The sequence below is a fragment of the Peribacillus sp. TE19612 genome, assembly GCF_056279465.1.
Map to the genome: position 1 here is coordinate 207,095 of NZ_JBWCCL010000002.1, position 18,056 is coordinate 225,150.

Annotated in this window: 17 protein-coding genes and 1 other RNA gene; 15 read left to right on the forward strand and 3 right to left on the reverse strand. The window is 44.0% G+C overall.

The genetic code is table 11. The features are described from left to right. Positions 1 to 33 precede the first annotated feature (33 nt). Positions 34 to 219, forward strand: a non-coding RNA gene (gene ssrS / locus ACZ9AO_RS04315) — 6S RNA. 22 nt (positions 220 to 241) lie between these two features. On the opposite strand, the gene ACZ9AO_RS04320 is transcribed toward ssrS, so the two are convergent. Both ACZ9AO_RS04320 and ACZ9AO_RS04325 read right to left on the reverse strand, forming a co-directional pair. After that, entirely contained in the window at positions 242 to 535 is a 294-nt protein-coding gene (locus tag ACZ9AO_RS04320) for a hypothetical protein (RefSeq protein ID WP_476108541.1), read from the reverse strand. Positions 536 to 571: 36 nt separating this feature from the next. Then, positions 572 to 760: a hypothetical protein gene (locus ACZ9AO_RS04325; RefSeq protein WP_476108542.1), complete on the reverse strand. Its 189-nt coding sequence runs from the start codon at positions 758 to 760 to the stop codon at positions 572 to 574. A gap of 122 nt (positions 761 to 882) precedes the next feature. On the opposite strand from ACZ9AO_RS04325, the gene ACZ9AO_RS04330 reads away from it, so the two are divergent. From ACZ9AO_RS04330 to ACZ9AO_RS04395, 14 genes are all read left to right on the forward strand, one after another. After that, positions 883 to 1,896, forward strand: coding sequence for an NERD domain-containing protein (locus ACZ9AO_RS04330; RefSeq protein WP_476108543.1), 1,014 nt, complete (start codon positions 883 to 885; stop codon positions 1,894 to 1,896). Between the two features lie 218 nt (positions 1,897 to 2,114). Beyond that, entirely contained in the window at positions 2,115 to 3,263 is a 1,149-nt protein-coding gene (locus ACZ9AO_RS04335; RefSeq protein ID WP_476108544.1) for a M20 family metallopeptidase, read from the forward strand. 111 nt (positions 3,264 to 3,374) lie between these two features. Then, entirely contained in the window at positions 3,375 to 4,136 is a 762-nt protein-coding gene (locus ACZ9AO_RS04340) for a tRNA threonylcarbamoyladenosine dehydratase (protein WP_054400119.1), read from the forward strand. A gap of 186 nt (positions 4,137 to 4,322) precedes the next feature. After that, entirely contained in the window at positions 4,323 to 5,510 is a 1,188-nt protein-coding gene (locus tag ACZ9AO_RS04345) for an ABC transporter substrate-binding protein (protein WP_251539714.1), read from the forward strand. Between the two features lie 76 nt (positions 5,511 to 5,586). After that, positions 5,587 to 6,465 carry a branched-chain amino acid ABC transporter permease gene (locus ACZ9AO_RS04350; RefSeq protein ID WP_063594259.1) on the forward strand — a complete coding sequence of 293 codons (879 nt, stop codon included), beginning with the start codon at positions 5,587 to 5,589 and terminating at the stop codon, positions 6,463 to 6,465. A gap of 13 nt (positions 6,466 to 6,478) precedes the next feature. Beyond that, positions 6,479 to 7,450 (forward strand): branched-chain amino acid ABC transporter permease, encoded by a 972-nt coding sequence (locus ACZ9AO_RS04355; RefSeq protein WP_476108545.1) that lies wholly within the window; start codon positions 6,479 to 6,481, stop codon positions 7,448 to 7,450. Continuing rightward, positions 7,425 to 8,204 carry an ABC transporter ATP-binding protein gene (locus ACZ9AO_RS04360; RefSeq protein ID WP_133349410.1) on the forward strand — a complete coding sequence of 260 codons (780 nt, stop codon included), beginning with the start codon at positions 7,425 to 7,427 and terminating at the stop codon, positions 8,202 to 8,204. The genes ACZ9AO_RS04355 and ACZ9AO_RS04360 overlap by 26 nt, the downstream gene beginning before the upstream one ends. After that, positions 8,204 to 8,911 carry an ABC transporter ATP-binding protein gene (locus ACZ9AO_RS04365; protein ID WP_063594257.1) on the forward strand — a complete coding sequence of 236 codons (708 nt, stop codon included), beginning with the start codon at positions 8,204 to 8,206 and terminating at the stop codon, positions 8,909 to 8,911. The genes ACZ9AO_RS04360 and ACZ9AO_RS04365 overlap by 1 nt, the downstream gene beginning before the upstream one ends. Positions 8,912 to 9,459: 548 nt before the next feature. Next, positions 9,460 to 10,638, forward strand: a complete 1,179-nt coding sequence (locus tag ACZ9AO_RS04370) for an ABC transporter substrate-binding protein (RefSeq protein WP_048684380.1) — start codon at positions 9,460 to 9,462, stop codon at positions 10,636 to 10,638. 162 nt (positions 10,639 to 10,800) lie between these two features. After that, positions 10,801 to 11,679, forward strand: coding sequence for a branched-chain amino acid ABC transporter permease (locus tag ACZ9AO_RS04375; RefSeq protein WP_095390668.1), 879 nt, complete (start codon positions 10,801 to 10,803; stop codon positions 11,677 to 11,679). A 13-nt stretch (positions 11,680 to 11,692) separates the two neighbouring features. Further along, positions 11,693 to 12,658, forward strand: a complete 966-nt coding sequence (locus ACZ9AO_RS04380) for a branched-chain amino acid ABC transporter permease (RefSeq protein ID WP_034308749.1) — start codon at positions 11,693 to 11,695, stop codon at positions 12,656 to 12,658. Further along, complete coding sequence (locus ACZ9AO_RS04385) at positions 12,630 to 13,412, forward strand: ABC transporter ATP-binding protein (RefSeq protein WP_034308746.1); 783 nt, start codon at positions 12,630 to 12,632, stop codon at positions 13,410 to 13,412. The genes ACZ9AO_RS04380 and ACZ9AO_RS04385 overlap by 29 nt, the downstream gene beginning before the upstream one ends. Beyond that, positions 13,412 to 14,119 (forward strand): ABC transporter ATP-binding protein, encoded by a 708-nt coding sequence (locus ACZ9AO_RS04390; RefSeq protein ID WP_034308744.1) that lies wholly within the window; start codon positions 13,412 to 13,414, stop codon positions 14,117 to 14,119. The genes ACZ9AO_RS04385 and ACZ9AO_RS04390 overlap by 1 nt, the downstream gene beginning before the upstream one ends. A gap of 1,258 nt (positions 14,120 to 15,377) precedes the next feature. After that, positions 15,378 to 17,261 (forward strand): S8 family peptidase, encoded by a 1,884-nt coding sequence (locus ACZ9AO_RS04395; protein WP_476108546.1) that lies wholly within the window; start codon positions 15,378 to 15,380, stop codon positions 17,259 to 17,261. A 289-nt stretch (positions 17,262 to 17,550) separates the two neighbouring features. Here the strand turns inward: ACZ9AO_RS04395 and ACZ9AO_RS04400 are convergent, their stop codons facing one another. Next, a complete protein-coding gene (locus ACZ9AO_RS04400) occupies positions 17,551 to 17,937 on the reverse strand; it encodes a helix-turn-helix domain-containing protein (RefSeq protein WP_476108547.1) in 387 nt (128 codons plus the stop codon). Positions 17,938 to 18,056 lie beyond the last annotated feature (119 nt).

An 18,056-nucleotide genomic window follows, 5' to 3' on the forward strand; every position in this document is an offset into this window, starting at 1 on the left:
TTAAGCATTATGCTATGATGTTTTCAATAAGTAAGAGTCCTGATGTGTTCGTTCTTTAACCTATAAGTTTTGACCGAACACTTATAGTTACCGGGAGCACTAGTTTCCTGGCCGCGTAAAAGCCTCCCTCGAAGAGGACTTACAAACGCGAGGAACCGAGCACCCACCTGCGGAGAGCGGGTTCAAAACAAAGGCGTAAACGGCACAATTGGGACTCTTACACCTTACAAAGCAACTCATGTTAAATAACATGGGTTTTTTTGTGCGTTAAAATAGTTAACTCACGAGTAAATGGGGTGAACTCACGAGTAAATAGCGGAAATTCACGAGTAAACGATCCGGACTCACGAGTAAAAGAGCCAAATTCACGAGTAAATAGCGGAAATTCACGAGTAAATAGCTGAAATTCACGAGTAAATGGCGCAAACTCACGAGTAAATGGCGCAAACTCACGAGTAAATGGCGAACTCACGAGTAAAAGAGCCAAATTCACGAGTAAAAGAGCCAGATTCACGAGTAAATGGTGCAAATTCACGAGTAAACGGCAAACTCACGAGTAAATGGCGTGAACTCACGAGTAAATGGCGTAAACACGAGTAAAAGAGCCAAATTCACGAGTAAATGGTGCAAACTCACGAGTAAATAGCGGAAATTCACGAGTAAATGGCGTGAACTCACGAGTATATGGTGCAAATTCACGAGTAAACGGCGCAAACACGAGTAAAAGAGCCAAATTCACGAGTAAATGGTGCAAATTCACGAATAAGCTACAAATCTCATGGATTAAAAAGAGTGAAATTACGGTAAAACGTCTGATTTCAGATCCTAGCAGGAAAAAAGGGCTTTAATAAAGAAGCTAAAGGAGAAGGAGTTGATGTATGGATGTTAAAACCGTGTGAAAGGCCTATGAAAATGCTCAAACTGGAGGCATTAAGCAGGAGGCTATCAGCAAATCATCCAAAACAGGAAAGAATAAAGAACGATTTCCGGAAAATCCGTACAGGATTTAACGGGGAGCGGAGTATCGGAAAGGAGTTGAAGAATCTTCCGAAAGAATATCGAGTATTTCATGATTTGAGGTTAGACCACGCTGGGAGCCGTTATTTTCAAATGGATTTCCTAATTATCACCCGGAATTACTGTATCATCATTGAAGTGAAAAACTTTGCGGGAACGCTCTATTTTGACCGCACCTACCCCCAATTGATTCGTTCAAAAGATGGACAGGAACAGGCATATCTGGATCCTCTAATCCAGGTCGACGTGCAAAAATCCCGATTAAATGATTGGCTTACTTTTCACAAATTCCCCTCGTTGCCGATTGAAACGCTAATTGCCTATGCAAATTCGAATACAATTATCAAAACTACCCCAGGTTTTACCCCCATTTTCAAAAAAATCACGGGAAAAGAAACCCTCATCACCAAAATCCATACCCTCATCACCAAAATCCATACCCTCATCACCAAAATCCATACCCTTGAAGAAAAGTATCCTTCTGAGCAATTAACCCAAAGGCAGAGCACTAGACTTTCGAACACGATTCTGCAAAAGAACACTCCACATAATCCTGATATACTCAAATTATATCAAGTCGATGAGCAAGATCTGCTAAAAAGCGTTCAATGTCCTGAATGCGCTGCTCTCCATATGCACTATCACTGGGGCAAATGGTCATGCAGTCAATGTTCTTACGCCTCCAAAGATGCCCACATTCAAACTCTTCGCGATTTTGCTCTCCTCATAAAACCCAATATAACAAATAAACAAGCACGGCTCTTTTTACAAATAGATTCAATTGATATCATGCAGCGGATGCTGTCTGCACTGGAATTGCCTTATTCGGGGCAATTTAAAAATAGAGCTTACAGACTTGATGGATTAATTCACGAGTAAATGGCGCAAACTCACGAGTAAATGGCCCAAACACACGAGTAAATGGCCCAAACTCACGAGTAAACGATCCAGACTCACGAGTAAAGACCCCAAACTCAAAGAAAACAACCAAAAAAACATCGAATATACTTCAAAAATTCCCTTTTAAGTAACATTCCGCAATATAGATTCGTAAATTATAGTAAGGTTGAGCAATAGTCAGCCAAGGATAGAAAGTAGTGAGGGCTTTGAAAGATTTATTGTATGCAAAGAGGATGGAAATGCTTCAATTAGTGGAGCGGCTAGTGAATATAGATAGTGGTTCTCATACGAAAAAGGGTATTGATGAAATTGGTTCGATTTTGAAAACGAAATTTGAAAGCCTGGATTTTATTGTGGATACCGTTGAGCAACAGAATTATGGCAATCAGCTGGTCATCCAGCATCGTGATGCGCATCAACCGCATATTCTGGTCGTTGCCCATATGGATACGGTTTTTCAGGAGGGCACAGCGCAAAAACGTCCTTTTAAAGTGAAGGGAAATCGGGCATACGGTCCTGGCGTGGCGGATATGAAGTCTAGTTTGGTTGAGCTTTTTTATGCGATCCTTTGCCTGAAACAGACGGGGCAGACAGGCTATAAGCATATCCAGATCATTCTTAATAGTGATGAGGAAATCGGGTCTCCGTCATCTGCTTCACTCATATCGGAAAAGGCAGCCAATAAGAAGTTTGCGCTTATTCTTGAACCGGCAAGGACGGACGGTTCGCTTGTCACGGCAAGAAGGGGATGCGGTCAGTTTAAAGTGGATATTGCGGGGGTGGCCGCCCATTCAGGGATCGAGCCGGAAAAGGGACGAAGTGCAATTGAAGAATTGGCCCATAAGATCATCGCCTTACATCGATTGAATGATCTGCAGAAAGGAATCAGCGTCAATGTCGGCATGATTGATGGAGGTTCCGCTGTCAATACGATCGCTTCCCATGCTGCCGCTTTTGTGGATGTGCGGATTTCGGAAAAAAGGCAGGAAGCCATCATCCTCAAGCAACTGAAAAAAATCTGTGCCGAAACCTATATTCCAGGAACGAAAACGACATTAAGCGGGAAAATGGACCGCTCTCCCATGGAAAAGAATGAGAAAACGAACTTGCTTTTAGAGACGATCCGTCAGGCTGGGAAGGAAGTCGGCATCGAAATCACGGATACGGCCACGGGTGGAGGTTCGGATGCTTCCATCACTTCTGATTTGGGCATCGCGACAGTGGATGGACTCGGGCCCATTGGAGGGAATGCACATAGTGAAGAGGAGTATTTGGAAATTCCCAGCCTTACGGAAAGGACACTCCTATTGGCAACCGTCATTCAAAAATTATCAAAAATGACCTAGCACACTAATTCCGATTAGACTGCTCATATTTCGCTTGTCATAAATGATGTTTATGATATATTGTTAATTGGGAAGCTAAATAAGAACAGAATTTATTGGAGTTGAATATATATGCTGCATCAATTTTCACGTAATGAATTGGCAATTGGCAAGGAAGGAATCGATATTCTGAAAAACACGACCGTTGCTGTCCTGGGTGTTGGAGGCGTTGGTTCATTTTCAGCCGAAGCATTGGCACGCACCGGTGTAGGCCGTATTATTCTTGTTGATAAAGATGATGTCGACATCACAAATGTAAACAGGCAGATCCATGCTCTATTATCAACAGTCGGTCAACCGAAAGCGGAATTGATGAAAAATCGAATTCAAGACATCAATCCTGACTGCGAAGTGATTGCTCTTAAAATGTTCTATACAGAAGAGACGTTTGAGGAATTCTTCAGCTATGGTCTGGACTATGTCATTGATGCATCGGATACGGTCATTTATAAAATGCATGTGATGAAGGAATGCCTGAAACGGAATATCAAGGTGATTTCAAGCATGGGGGCCGCTAATAAGATGGACCCGACGCGTTTTCAAATTGCCGATATCTCCAAAACGCATACCGATCCGCTAGCCAAGGTCATTCGTACTAGATTGCGTAAAGAGGGCATAACAAAGGGAATTCCCGTTGTCTTTTCCGACGAGAGCCCTATTGTCATTCGTGAGGATGTGCGGAAAGAAGTCGGCAATGATGAGGCAAAAATCCGTAAAGCCCAAATGCCTCCGTCTTCGAATGCATTCGTACCATCCGTTGCGGGTTTAATTGCAGCAAGCTGGGTGATCAATGATCTATTAAAAGACATTGAAGTTCGCCGTGTAAACGATTGATAAAATCAACTGACTCTACAATGGGTCAGTTTTTTTGTGTCGAATAGTAGATATTCCCTTTTAATAACTTTTTTATCCATATCATATAGACGGGGTCGAAAGAATGAGATAAACTATTTTCAGAATATTATTTTTATTCAGATATTCTATTTGTTTAAAAGAACATACAAAACAAGGGGGTTTCAAATGAAGAAGAAAAAGCTAGCAGGAGTGTTTCTATCACTTTCATTGGTTGCAGGGGCGCTGGCAGGTTGCAGCGGCGACTCGAAAACTAGCAGTTCAGGCGGGGGTTCATCAAAATCGGGTGACACCATTAAAATTGGGGCCAACCTTGAATTATCCGGAGGTACGGCATCATTCGGCCAATCGGCTGCCGATGGTTTGAAACTGGCCATCGATGAGATTAATAAAGAGGGCATCGACGGTAAAAAACTGGAGATCGTTAAGGTTGATAATAAATCTGATGCAGCAGAAGCTACAAGCGGTTCGATCAAGTTAGTCAGCCAGGACAAGGTTGTGGCTGTAGTCGGATCTGCAACGAGCACGAATACATTGGCACAGGTTCAAGTCGCACAAGATAATAAAGTTCCTCTCCTTACACCAACTGCTACAAATCCCGACATTACCAACAAAGCTGGAAAATTAAATGATTATGTGTTCAGAACTTGCTTTATCGATCCATTCCAAGGTACGGTGGCTGCCAATTTCGCATCTGACGAAATTGGAGCAAAGACGGCTGCGATCTATGTGGATAGCGCAAGTGATTATTCTAAAGGATTGGCCGCAGCTTTTAAAGAAGCATTCACTGCCAAGGGTGGTAAAATCGTGGCGGAAGAAGCTTATGTAACGAAAGATACTGATTTCCGTTCTACATTGACACGTATCAAATCGGCAAAACCTGAGTTCGTTTTCCTTCCTGGTTATTATGAGGAAGTCGGATTGATCCTAAAACAGGCACGTGAAGACGGCATAGACCTTCCATTCATGGGTGGGGACGGCTGGGATTCCCCGAAGGTCGTTGAAATTGCCGGAGCGGATGCTTTAAAAAATACGTATATCACGAATCACTATTCCCCGGAAGATGAAGATGCAAAAATCCAGGATTTCGTTGCAGCCTTCAAAAAGGAATACGATAAAACACCGGATGCCTTTGCCGCACTTGGCTATGACACTGGGTACTACCTGGCAGACGCCATCAAGAGATCTGGAGATGCTTCACCTGAAAAAATCAGACAAGCGTTGGAAGATGTCAAAGATCTTCAATTAGTTTCCGGAACGCTGAACCTTGATGAAAATCATGATCCGATCAAATCGGCGACCATCTTGGAATATGTGGATGGCAAACAAACATTCAAGACAAAAATCAATCCATAATACCTTACGTGGATAGGGGGCAAGTCCCCCCTATTCTATATTCACTTAAAAAACACCTTAACGGGGAGAGTGCAATATGGAACTGATTCAGCAATTGGTAAATGGCATTTCACTCGGAAGCATTTATGCTTTGATCGCGCTTGGCTATACGATGGTATACGGAATCGTCAAGCTCATTAACTTCGCCCATGGCGACGTATTCATGGTTGGTTCATTTGTGGGCTTTTACGCCATTACCGTAATGGACTTATCCTTCATACCGGCTTTATTGATTTCAATGACCACATGTGCCATCTTTGGCGTTTTAATTGAACGTATTGCTTATAAACCCCTTCGTAATGCAACACGGATTGCGGCCTTGATAACGGCCATCGGTGTTTCCCTTCTGATAGAAAATGGGCTGATTTACATCCGGGGCGCCCAGCCGGAAGCCTATCCAAATAATGTCCTTCCGATGGATAAACTCGATATATTCGGAGTTTCCATCAGCAGTCAATCGATATTGATCTTATCCGTATCCATCATATTAATGATCATCCTACAATTCGTTGTCCATAAAACCAAAATCGGCAAAGCGATGCGTGCCGTTTCTTTCGATTCCGAGGCGGCTAAGCTGATGGGAATCAATGTGAACAATACGATTTCCGCTACGTTCGCCATAGGTTCGGCCCTGGCAGGGGCGGCTGGTGTCATTTTTGGCATCTACTATATTAAAATCGAACCGTTGATGGGTGTCCTTCCTGGCCTTAAAGCATTTGTTGCAGCCGTCTTGGGTGGCATCGGCATCATTCCGGGAGCGATGGTCGGCGGTCTGCTGCTTGGAGTGATCGAGGCTTTGGTCAGTGCCGCCGGTTACTCATTATGGCGCGATGGTGTGGCTTTCGTCGTACTTATCTTGATTTTGATTTTCTTGCCGCAGGGACTGTTCGGTAAAAATAAAAGAGAAAAAGTATAGGGGAGACATGGCGATGACTACTTTAAAGAATTCAAAGGGTTTTTGGCTCTCGATCGTGCTCGCACTTATTTTTTTCGGAATCATGCAGTACACCATTTCAAACGGTATCCTCAATCCATTTTATATCAACACGCTCATGTTCATCGGCATCAATATCATGCTGGCGACGAGTCTTCATTTAATCATTGGAATAACCGGGCAATTCTCGATCGGGCATGCCGGTTTTTTAGCGGTTGGGGCCTATGCTTCGGCAGTCATGACAATGAAGCTGGAACTTCCTTTCATCATAGCTGTATTGACTGGGGGCGTTATCGCTGCTGTTGCGGGTATGGTGATCGGAATACCCAGCTTGCGCCTGAAGGGGGATTACCTGGCGATAGCCACCCTTGGTTTTGGGGAAATTGTCCGGATCGTCCTTTTGAATATTGAATATGTAGGCGGTGCAAGCGGGATGCAGGTATCCCACCTGACTTCTTGGCCATGGGTTTTTGCCTGTGTGATGATCACCGTCTTAGTGATCAGGAATTTCACCAATTCGACTCACGGGCGTGCATGCATATCCGTAAGGGAAGATGAAACGGCGGCTGATGCGATGGGAATCAATACGACCTATTATAAAGTGGCGGCCTTCGTCATCGGAGCTTTCTTTGCCGGAATTGCCGGATCGCTCTATGCCCATAATTTTTATATTATCCAGCCATCGAATTTCGGTTTCCTGAAATCCTTCGATATACTGATTTTCGTCGTACTTGGCGGTCTTGGAAGTCTTTCAGGTTCGGTTTTGGCCGCCATTTTACTGACGATCGTGACGACCTTCCTTCAGGATTATCCGGAAACGAGGATGATCATCTACAGTCTTGTCCTGATCCTGATGATGATTTTCCGCCCGCAGGGGTTAATGGGAACAAAAGAAATCACATCATTGTTCACACAAAAAAAAACGAAAGGGGGCCCAAAGGATGGAAGCCACAATACCGTTGCTTAAGGTAGATTCGGTGGGTATCCGCTTTGGCGGATTGAAAGCGGTGTCCGATGTGAACGTGGAATTATTTCCAGGGGAACTTGTAGGCCTGATCGGGCCGAATGGAGCTGGGAAAACGACATTCTTCAATTTATTGACGGGTGTGTATGTCCCTACAGAAGGAACGATCGCCTTGAACGGGGAAAATCTAAATAAGCAGCCGCCTTATAAAATTACCCGAAAAGGGATCTCGAGGACCTTTCAAAACATTCGCCTCTTCAGTGAGCTATCCGTGATCGATAATGTGAAGGTTGCTTACCACTCGCTTGCCAAGCATGGAATTCCAAGCTCCATATTCCGGTTGCCCGGACATTTTTCAGGGGAAAAGGAAATGGATGAAAAGGCGCTCGAATTTTTGCGGATTTTCAATCTAGACCATTTTAAGGATGAAAAAGCGAAGAACCTTCCATACGGACAGCAAAGGCGGCTGGAAATTGCCCGTGCCCTTGCCGCCAATCCGAAACTTCTTTTACTGGACGAACCGGCAGCCGGGATGAACCCCCATGAAACGAAAGAATTAATGAACCTCATTGCTTTTATCCGGAGGGAATTCAACCTTACCGTTTTGCTCATCGAACATGATATGTCACTGGTCATGGGTGTATGCGAACGGATTTATGTCCTTGATCATGGACAGCTCATCGCTCACGGAAAGCCGGAAGAAATCCGCAACGATCCAAAGGTTATCGAGGCATATCTAGGGGAGGAGGTTTCCTGATGCTGAAAATAGAGGACATCAATGTTTATTACGGCAATATCCAAGCGCTAAAAGGGGTTTCCATGGAGATAAATGAGGGGGAAATCGTGACTTTGATCGGGGCGAACGGAGCGGGAAAAAGCACGCTGCTCAAAACGATTTCCGGTCTGTTAAAACCAAAGCAAGGAAAAGTTCTGTTCGAAGGCGATTCGATTGGGGGAAAAGCGGCACAGGCCATCGTGAAAATGGGCATATCCCATGTTCCTGAAGGACGACGTGTCTTCGCCAACATGACGGTGGCCGAAAATCTGGAGCTTGGAGCTTATTTGCGGAAAGACAAAGATGGCATCAATAAGGATATGGAAAAGGTATACGAGCTATTTCCGAGGCTGCTTGAGAGAATCAAACAGCAGGCTGGCACGCTTTCAGGCGGCGAACAGCAGATGCTTGCAATGGGTCGGGCTTTAATGGCGAAACCGCGATTATTACTGCTCGATGAACCTTCGATGGGCCTTGCACCGCTTCTGGTGAAGCAAATATTCAACATCATCCAGGAAATCAGTGAGTCCGGCACAACGATCCTTTTGGTCGAGCAAAACGCCAACCTCGCCTTATCCATTGCGGATCGGGCGTATGTCGTTGAAACGGGCCGAATCGTCCTGTCGGGCAATGCCGAGGAACTAACATCAAGTGAAGAAATAAAAATGGCCTATTTAGGAGGCCACTGAACCGCCGTTTGGCGGTTTTTTTGTTTGTTGATCGGGTTATGCAAAATATGCAGGAAGATAAAAAAGCACAGGGTTTCATGCATGATTTTATACATCCAATATAGTATTATTCAATTTTGATATAGGAATTAAGACTAAAAAAACACGAAAAAACTGGGTTTAATTCCCTATCAATATACTTGTATTTTGGTAAAAATGTAATTAATAGGATGATGAAAATAAGAGGATGAATAAAATTTTTTGATCTGTAAATAAGGATTTTGTAATATCAATATAATTTAATTATCAGTTTTTTCTGATTATATCGCTTGTTTTCGCAATATTTAAAATATATAAAGATAAAAATGATATAGCACTACCTGTGAAAAATATCCTATTTAACGAAATCTTCTCGAAATTATTGTATAGACGGAATGAAAATTATGCGGTAAACTATTTTTCGAAATATTAATTTAATTTGAAACATTTCATCTAATCAATTTTTTTCTGAAGGATCATGAATAAATATTCATGCATCAGAGCTTGATTACAAAATGGGGGGATTATTTATGAAAAAGAAAAAATTAGCAAGTGCATTCCTTTCTCTATCACTTGCTGCAGGAGTGCTAGCGGGTTGTTCCGGCTCTGGTTCATCTGAAAAATCAAGCGGGGATGGAGATACGATCAAAATCGGTGTCAACCTTGAATTATCAGGCGGTGTCGCTTCATATGGACAATCGATTGCAGAAGGTCTGGAGCTTGCAACTGCAGAAATCAATAAAGAAGGCATTGACGGTAAAAAAATCAAACTAATTAAAGTTGATAATAAATCTGAAGCGTCCGAAGCGACAAGCGGAGCGATCAAGCTGACATCACAAGATCAGGTTGCAGCGATCGTAGGCGCAGCAACAAGCACGAACTCGATTGCACAAGTACAGATTGCCCAAGATAATAAAGTGCCGGTCATCTCACCTTCAGGTACAAGCCCTGAAATCACTTTTAGCAAGGATAAATTGAACGATTACGTTTTCAGGACAAGCTTCATCGATCCGTTCCAAGGGACGGTAGCTGCAAACTTTGCCGCTAAAGAAATCAAAGCGAAAAGTGCAGCCATCTATATTGACAGCTCAAGTGATTATTCAAAAGGGTTAGCAGCTGCCTTTAAAGAACAATTCGAAAAGAATGGCGGAAAAGTTGTTGCTGAGGAAGCTTACATTGCGAAGGATACTGATTTCCGTTCCACATTGACTCGTTTGAAATCGGCAAAACCTGATTTCATTTTCCTTCCTGGTTACTATGAGGAAGCTGGTCTGATCGTGAAGCAGGCACGGGAAACAGGACTTGACGTTCCATTCATGGGCGGCGATGGCTGGGATTCTCCTAAGCTAGTTGAAATTGCCGGTGCAAAAGCTCTAAATAATACGTTCATCACGAACCACTATTCTTCAGGTGATCCTGATGAGAAAATTCAGAATTTTGTGTCAGCATTTAAAGCGAAGTACAAAGATAAGTCACCGGATGCATTCAATGCCCTAGGATATGACACAGGATACTTCCTTGCAGACGCGATTAAACGTGCTGGTTCAGCGGATTCGGAAAAAATCAAAGAAGCGCTGGAAAAAACGGCTGACCTTGAGCTTGTTACGGGTACATTCACATTGGATGAAAAACATAATCCAATCAAATCTGCCACCATCCTTGAATTTAAAGAGGGAAAACAAGTATTCAACACAAAAATCAATCCTTAATTTCGGAGAACAACTCCAACCCTTTCGCCGGCCCTTCATTAATAAGAAGGTGCTGGCGAATTCTCATTTTTCAAGCATACCGGGTGCTGAACATCCCCTTAGCGGAATGAAAAGAGTCTGGACTAATCACTCATAAAATTAGATTTTCAAGGAGAGTCGAACATGGAATTGATACAACAGTTAATAAACGGGGTTTCATTAGGAAGTATTTATGCCCTTATCGCTCTCGGATATACGATGGTTTACGGGATTGTTAAATTGATAAACTTCGCACATGGCGATGTATTCATGGTCGGCTCATTCGTTGGGTTTTACTCAATAACGGTCCTGGATCTGTCATTCGTGCCCGCCCTATTAATCTCGATGACGGTCTGTGCGCTGTTTGGAGTATTGATCGAGCGTATCGCGTACAAGCCATTGCGTAACGCAACACGTATCGCGGCACTTATCACTGCCATCGGTGTTTCCCTTTTGATCGAATACGGATTCATCTACGTCCGCGGTGCACAGCCGGAAGCTTATCCGAATGATGTATTGCCGACAGACAAGTTCAATATTTTTGGAGTTTCCATCAATAGTCAATCGGTTTTGATTTTTGGAGTGGCTGTAGTCTTGATGATCATCCTTCAAATCATCGTTCATAAATCAAAAATTGGAAAAGCGATGCGTGCCGTTTCCTACGATGCGGATGCAGCTAAGCTGATGGGTATAAATGTCGATAACACGATTTCTGCCACCTTTGCAATCGGTTCCGCATTGGCTGGGGCAGCGGGCGTCATTTTCGGTATTTACTATATTAAGATCGAGCCGCTCATGGGTGTGCTTCCGGGATTGAAGGCATTCGTTGCCGCCGTACTTGGAGGGATCGGGATTATACCGGGCGCGATGGTCGGTGGCCTATTGCTAGGTGTCATCGAAGCTTTGGTCAGTGCCGCCGGTTACTCATTATGGCGTGATGCTGTAGCCTTCGTCGTACTGATTCTTATCTTGATTTTCATGCCACAAGGCTTATTCGGTAAAAACAAAAAAGAAAAAGTATAGGGGAGACAAAGCAATGACTACAATTAAGCGAGCAAAAGGTTTTTGGCTCTCGATTTCACTATCATTGATCTTTTTCGCCGTAGTTCAAGTGTTAATCGGCGGCGGATCGCTAAATCCTTTTTATCAAAATACGCTCATGTTCATCGGGATCAATATCATTCTGGCAGCGAGCCTGCACTTGATCATCGGGATAACCGGGCAGTTCTCCATCGGACATGCCGGATTCCTGGCAGTCGGTGCCTATGCTTCAGCCGTCATGACGATGAAGCTGGAAATGCCATTTTATGCGGCATTGATAGTCGGCGGTTTGGCGTCAGCGCTGGCAGGATTGATCATCGGAATTCCAAGCTTACGCTTAAAAGGTGACTATCTGGCGATTGCGACCCTCGGTTTTGGGGAAATCGTCCGGATCATGCTTTTGAATATCGATTATGTCGGCGGGGCGAGCGGCATGCAGGTTTCCCATTTGACCACTTGGCCGTGGGTATTCGCTTCCGTCATCGTAACGATCATCGTCATCCGAAACTTTACTAGCTCGACCCACGGAAGAGCCTGCATATCGATCCGCGAGGACGAAACGGCTGCCGATTCGATGGGAATCAACACGACCTATTACAAAGTTGTCGCCTTTGCGATCGGTGCTTTTTTTGCCGGTATCGCTGGGGGGCTTTACGCTCATAACTTCTATATCATCCAGCCATCGAACTTTGGATTCCTGAAATCATTTGATATTTTGATCCTTGTCGTTCTTGGCGGTCTTGGAAGTCTTTCCGGTGCCGTATTGGCCGCGATATTACTGACGGTAGTCACGACTTTCCTGCAGGATTATCCGGAAACACGAATGATCATCTACAGTCTTGTGCTTATCGTGATGATGCTCTATCGCCCGCAAGGTTTAATGGGTACCAAAGAAATAACATCCATGTTCAAACGTAAAGGAGGAAGCAGCCATGAAAAAAATAAAAACACCGCTGCTTAAAGTCGATTCGGTCGGCATCCAGTTCGGAGGGCTTAAAGCCGTTTCTGATGTTAACGTCGAGTTATATCCAGGAGAACTTATTGGCTTGATCGGGCCGAACGGCGCTGGAAAAACCACTTTCTTTAACTTGCTGACAGGAGTTTACGTCCCGACGGAGGGCACCATTTCTTTGGAAGGTGAGAACTTAAGAAAACTGCCCCCATATAAAATCACGCAAAAAGGGATCAGCCGGACATTCCAGAACATTCGCTTATTCAGTGAACTATCCGTGATCGACAATGTAAAAGTGGCCTATCATTCGCTTTCGAAGCATGGCATCTTAAGTTCGATCTTCCGCATGCCGATCCATTTTAAAGGCGAAAAGGAAATGGATGAAAAAGCGATTGAGTTCCTGAAGATCTTCAACCTTGATCAATATAAGGATGAAAAGGCAAAGAACCTGCCATATGGTAAACAAAGACGTTTAGAGATCGCCCGTGCACTTGCCGCCAACCCGAAACTGCTTTTGCTCGATGAACCGGCAGCGGGGATGAACCCCCAGGAAACGCACGAACTCATGAACCTGATTGCCCTCATCCGTGAGAAATTCGATTTGACCGTATTATTGATAGAACATGATATGCCGCTCGTCATGGGTGTTTGCGAACGCATATATGTACTCGATCACGGACAACTGATCGCTCAAGGAAAGCCAGAGGAAATCCGTAACAATCCAAAAGTCATCGAGGCCTATCTGGGCGAGGAGGTTTCATAATGTTAAAAATCGAGGACATCAACGTCTATTACGGAAACATTCAAGCCTTGAAAGGAATCTCGCTTTCTATTAACGAAGGCGAAATCGTCACCCTGATCGGGGCGAACGGTGCCGGGAAAAGCACGTTGCTGAAAAGCATTTCCGGCCTATTAAAACCAAAACAAGGGAAGATCATATACGAAGGGGATTCCATCGGCGGAAAGGCAGCACAATCCATCGTGAAAATGGGCATTTCCCATGTCCCTGAAGGCCGGCGGGTCTTTGCTAACATGACCGTCGAAGAGAACCTTCAGCTTGGTGCTTATCTGCGCAAAGATAAGGCAGGCATCAAGCAGGACATGGAGAAAGTCTATGAATTATTCCCGCGTTTGCTGGAGCGTCTGAAACAGCAATCCGGAACCCTTTCCGGCGGGGAACAGCAAATGCTCGCTATGGGCAGGGCACTCATGGCCAAGCCCCGGCTTCTGTTATTGGACGAGCCATCGATGGGACTCGCGCCATTATTGGTGAAGCAAATCTTTCATATCATCGAAGAAATAAACAAAACCGGTACAACGATTCTGCTGGTTGAACAAAATGCCAACTTAGCACTATCCATCGCGGACAGAGCCTATGTTGTCGAAACCGGCCGAATCGTCCTATCAGGCAAATCAGAGGAACTGACCGCAAGCGAAGAAATCAAGAATGCCTATTTAGGAGGACATTAAACCTGTTACAGACTGCAGACGAACTCGAGGAAAAGCGAGTTTGGCTGCAGTTTTTTATTTTAAAAAGGTTCCAGTTGATTTCAGAAATCCGCTCCCTTTCCGCCGACTGCCTGCCAAGCCTCCTCGCCTAGCGGCTGCGGGGTCTCGGCTAGACAGTAATTCGGCAGGAGTGTCGCGAATTTCTTCCATCTATTAAGGATTACAGTAAAAAAACATGAAGAATAATGTAGTCTTGTTTTAAAATCATGGTTTAGGATTAGACCAATCGGAACTCCCAGACTGACTGGAGATATATTCGAGGAAAAACGAGTTTGCTTGCAAGTTTTTTTTAAAAAAAGGTTCCAGTTGATTTCAGAAATCCGCTCCCTTTCCGCCGACTGTCTGCCAAGCCTCCTCGCCTAGCGGCTGCGGGGTCTCGGCTAGCCAGTAATTCGGCAGGAGTGTCGCAAATTTCTTCCATCTATTAAGGATTACAGTAAAAAAACATGAAGAAAAAATTTAGTCTTGTTTTAAAATCATGGTTTAGGATTAGACCAATCGGAACCCCCAGACTGACTGGAGATATATTCGAGGAAAAGCGAGTTTGGCTGCAGTTTTTTATTTTAAAAAGGTTCCAGTTGATTTCAGAAATCCGCTCCCTTTCCGCCGACTGTCTGCCAAGCCTCCTCGGCGCAAGCGCCTCCGGGGTCTCGGCTAGCCAGTAATTCGGCAGGAGTGTCGCAAATTTCTTCCATCTATTAAGGATTACAGTAAAAAAACATGAAGAATAATGTAGTCTTGTTTTAAAATCATAGTTTAGGATTAGACCAATCGGAACTCTCTTTATTAGACAAAAGTGCTTCTATCTGAATTTTTCAAACGAAGTTGATTGGAACGGAAGGCACGAGACTCCTGCGGAAAATGCGAGTCCAGGGGAGACCCCGCAGGCGCGAAGCGTCGAGGAGGCTCACGGACCGCCCGCGGAAAGCGAGTGCCTGGAGTGGAAATCAAAGTGCAAATTTTAAAGTAATCAATTATTATCAAGTTTGTCTCAGTCAATCCCTTTGTTTTAAAATTAGTTAGAACCCCATTGTGTCGACAATCTGGAACTGCTTTATAGCGGTTTTTTTTGTTGTGTAAATAAGTTAATTTAACTAGATAAAAAGGTTAGTAAAACCAAATCGGACGGTATACAATCTAGTTAGGAATAATAGTAGAATTGGTTCATGATATAACCTCATCGATAGCTATTCTTAATCATATTTTTTGGAGTGATTGTATGCACAAACTTATTCAGGCCATATTGCCGGTATTATTACTGTTTATGATTCTGGCAATCTACCAGCCAGATGCTGCGTCTGCAGAAGAGCCGCCGCAATCTGATGGTGTCATCGTCAAGTACAAAGAGACGAGCGATGAGCCGATCAACGAGTTGATAGAAAAGGTGGAGGTTCCTAAAGGGGAATCAACCGTTAACCTGATCGAGGAACTTGAAGAACAGAAGGATGTGGAATATGCAGAACCAAACTATCTTTTCAAGAAGATGGAAAGCCCGAACGATCCAGCCTACATAGACCAGTGGCACCATAAAAAGCTTGGTACGGGTGCAGCGTGGACAAAATCAATGGGATCGAAGGAATTGATCGTGGCCATCATTGACGACGGCATCGATCGCAACCACGAAGATTTAAAAGGGAGGATCGTCAATGCCTATGATACGATACGCAATCGGAAGCATATCGTCCCAAAAGGGGAGCATGGAACGCATATCGCTGGCATCATTGCCGGTTCTGCGAACAATGGCATAGGCGGAACGGGTGTTGCCCCGAACGTTAAACTAATGCCGATCAACGTCTTTGATGGAGAGTATGCCGATACGGCCGATATCATTGACGCGATACATTATGCCGTTCAGCAAAAGGCAAACATCATCAATATGAGTTTAGGCGACACAAGTTATTCGGAGTCCTTGAACAAGGCCGTCCAGGAAGCCTATAAACAAGGCGTACTGATCGTCGCGGCTGCCGGGAATGAAGGGGATATGGGCAAAAATGTACAGCGTGTGTACCCAGCTGCATTCAGCCACGTCATTTCCGTAGCAGCCACTAACTCAAGTGACAAGCGTCCCAGTTATTCCAACTACCATTCAACAGTCGATATTGCAGCCCCTGGGGATGATATCCTTTCAACCTTGCCAAATGGTAAATACGGCTGGATGAGCGGAACATCGATGGCGACGCCGATGGTGGCGGGTGTAGCGGCATTGATTTGGTCCAATGAGCCTAAGCTCAACAAAACGGAGGTTGAATACCGGCTCTATGATTCAGCCGTGGACCTAGGTACAAAAGGGAAAGACATATACTATGGAAACGGGCGGGTCAATGCCAAAAAAGCACTGGAAATGAAGACGCTGACCAAACCGTCCGTGACTGCGATATCCGATAAGGACACCAAGATCAATGGGAAAATCCCGGCTGATTTCAAAACGGGGACCGTCTCCATTTATACCGATAAAAAACAACTCGCCACAGTGAAGATCTACGGCGAAAAAACGTTTACAGCGACCATCGCAAAACAAACAGCCGGCACGACCATCTCTACTAGGCTCATCGATAAAACGGGAAATAAAAGTATACCCGTTTCATTTAAAGTCGCAGATAAAACGGCTCCTGCAAGACCGTCCGTAAATACGGTAGGTGACAATACCGTAAAAGTAACCGGCAAAGCGGAAGCAAGCTCTTCCGTCACTGTCAAAACCGGCAAAACGGTTCTAGGCAAAGCAAATTCCAACAGCGCAGGGAATTTCACCGTAACGATGTCAAAAAAACAAAAAGCCGGAAAAGTCCTATCCGTTACAGCAACCGATAAAGCAGGCAATACAAGCTCGATCAAAACCGTGACCGTCGCAGACAAAACGGCACCAAGTAAACCGACGGTCAACACAGTCACGACAAAAACGACAATAGTAACCGGAAAGGCAGAAGCTAACTCCACAGTGTACATCAGAGCATCAAAAAAAGTGATCGGCTCCGCAACAGCAACGACCAAAGGCACATTCTCGGTTAGAATCCCCAAGCAAAAAGCCGGGAAGAACCTATATATTCATGCCAAAGACAAAGCGAAAAACGTAAGCGAATCAAGAAAAGTAACAGTTAAAAAGTGATGGAAAAACAGGAACAGCCCCCAATCATCTAATTGGGGGCTGTTCTTGTTTCAATTGTAGGGGGGAAACGAAACCGTATTTGGACAAAAAATAAGCAATAGCCAAAACAAGATAAGCGGTCGAGGAAAATGAATGTAATGAAGGTGCCGCTGCAGCTTTGCAGAAATTCAATAAATCAGATCTCATCTAAATTGCCATCATCATTTAAAAAGAATACAAATAAGGTGCTGCCATTACGTAGCACCTCAGTTCTTTAAAAATTATAGTAGCCATACAAAATCCAAACTATTTATTCTTTCTTTGATTGTAACCAGTCTAAAAAGTCATCCCTGAAAACCCTCTTGGACCTTTTTAAACGAATCAAAGGAAAATCGGGATTTCCCATGTATTCATCAGCTGTTCGTTCACTAACATTTAAATAAGCTGATAAATGCTCGACAGTTAATAATTCTGGCAGTTGTGAAATCTCATCCGTTTCGTTCGTTATTATTTCTGCCCTTTTTTCATCATTAGCGTAATTTATATGCCCTTCTCCCATGCAACCTGCTACTTTCTTAGAACACTTGGGACACGTCAGTGTATCAACTTTATCTTCCATAACTGAAAAACGAGAAACTACGCCAAATAGTGTAAAACAATTCTCACATAAATATGTATATACACCTTCCACTTTCAAATTTATCACTCCTTAGACTTATCATTTGTTAAACTAACAAATTTTATAAGGAGCCAATTTGATATGTGGTAGGCTAAAGCGCTTGGTCTATATTCCCTATATAACATCAAGGAGAAATG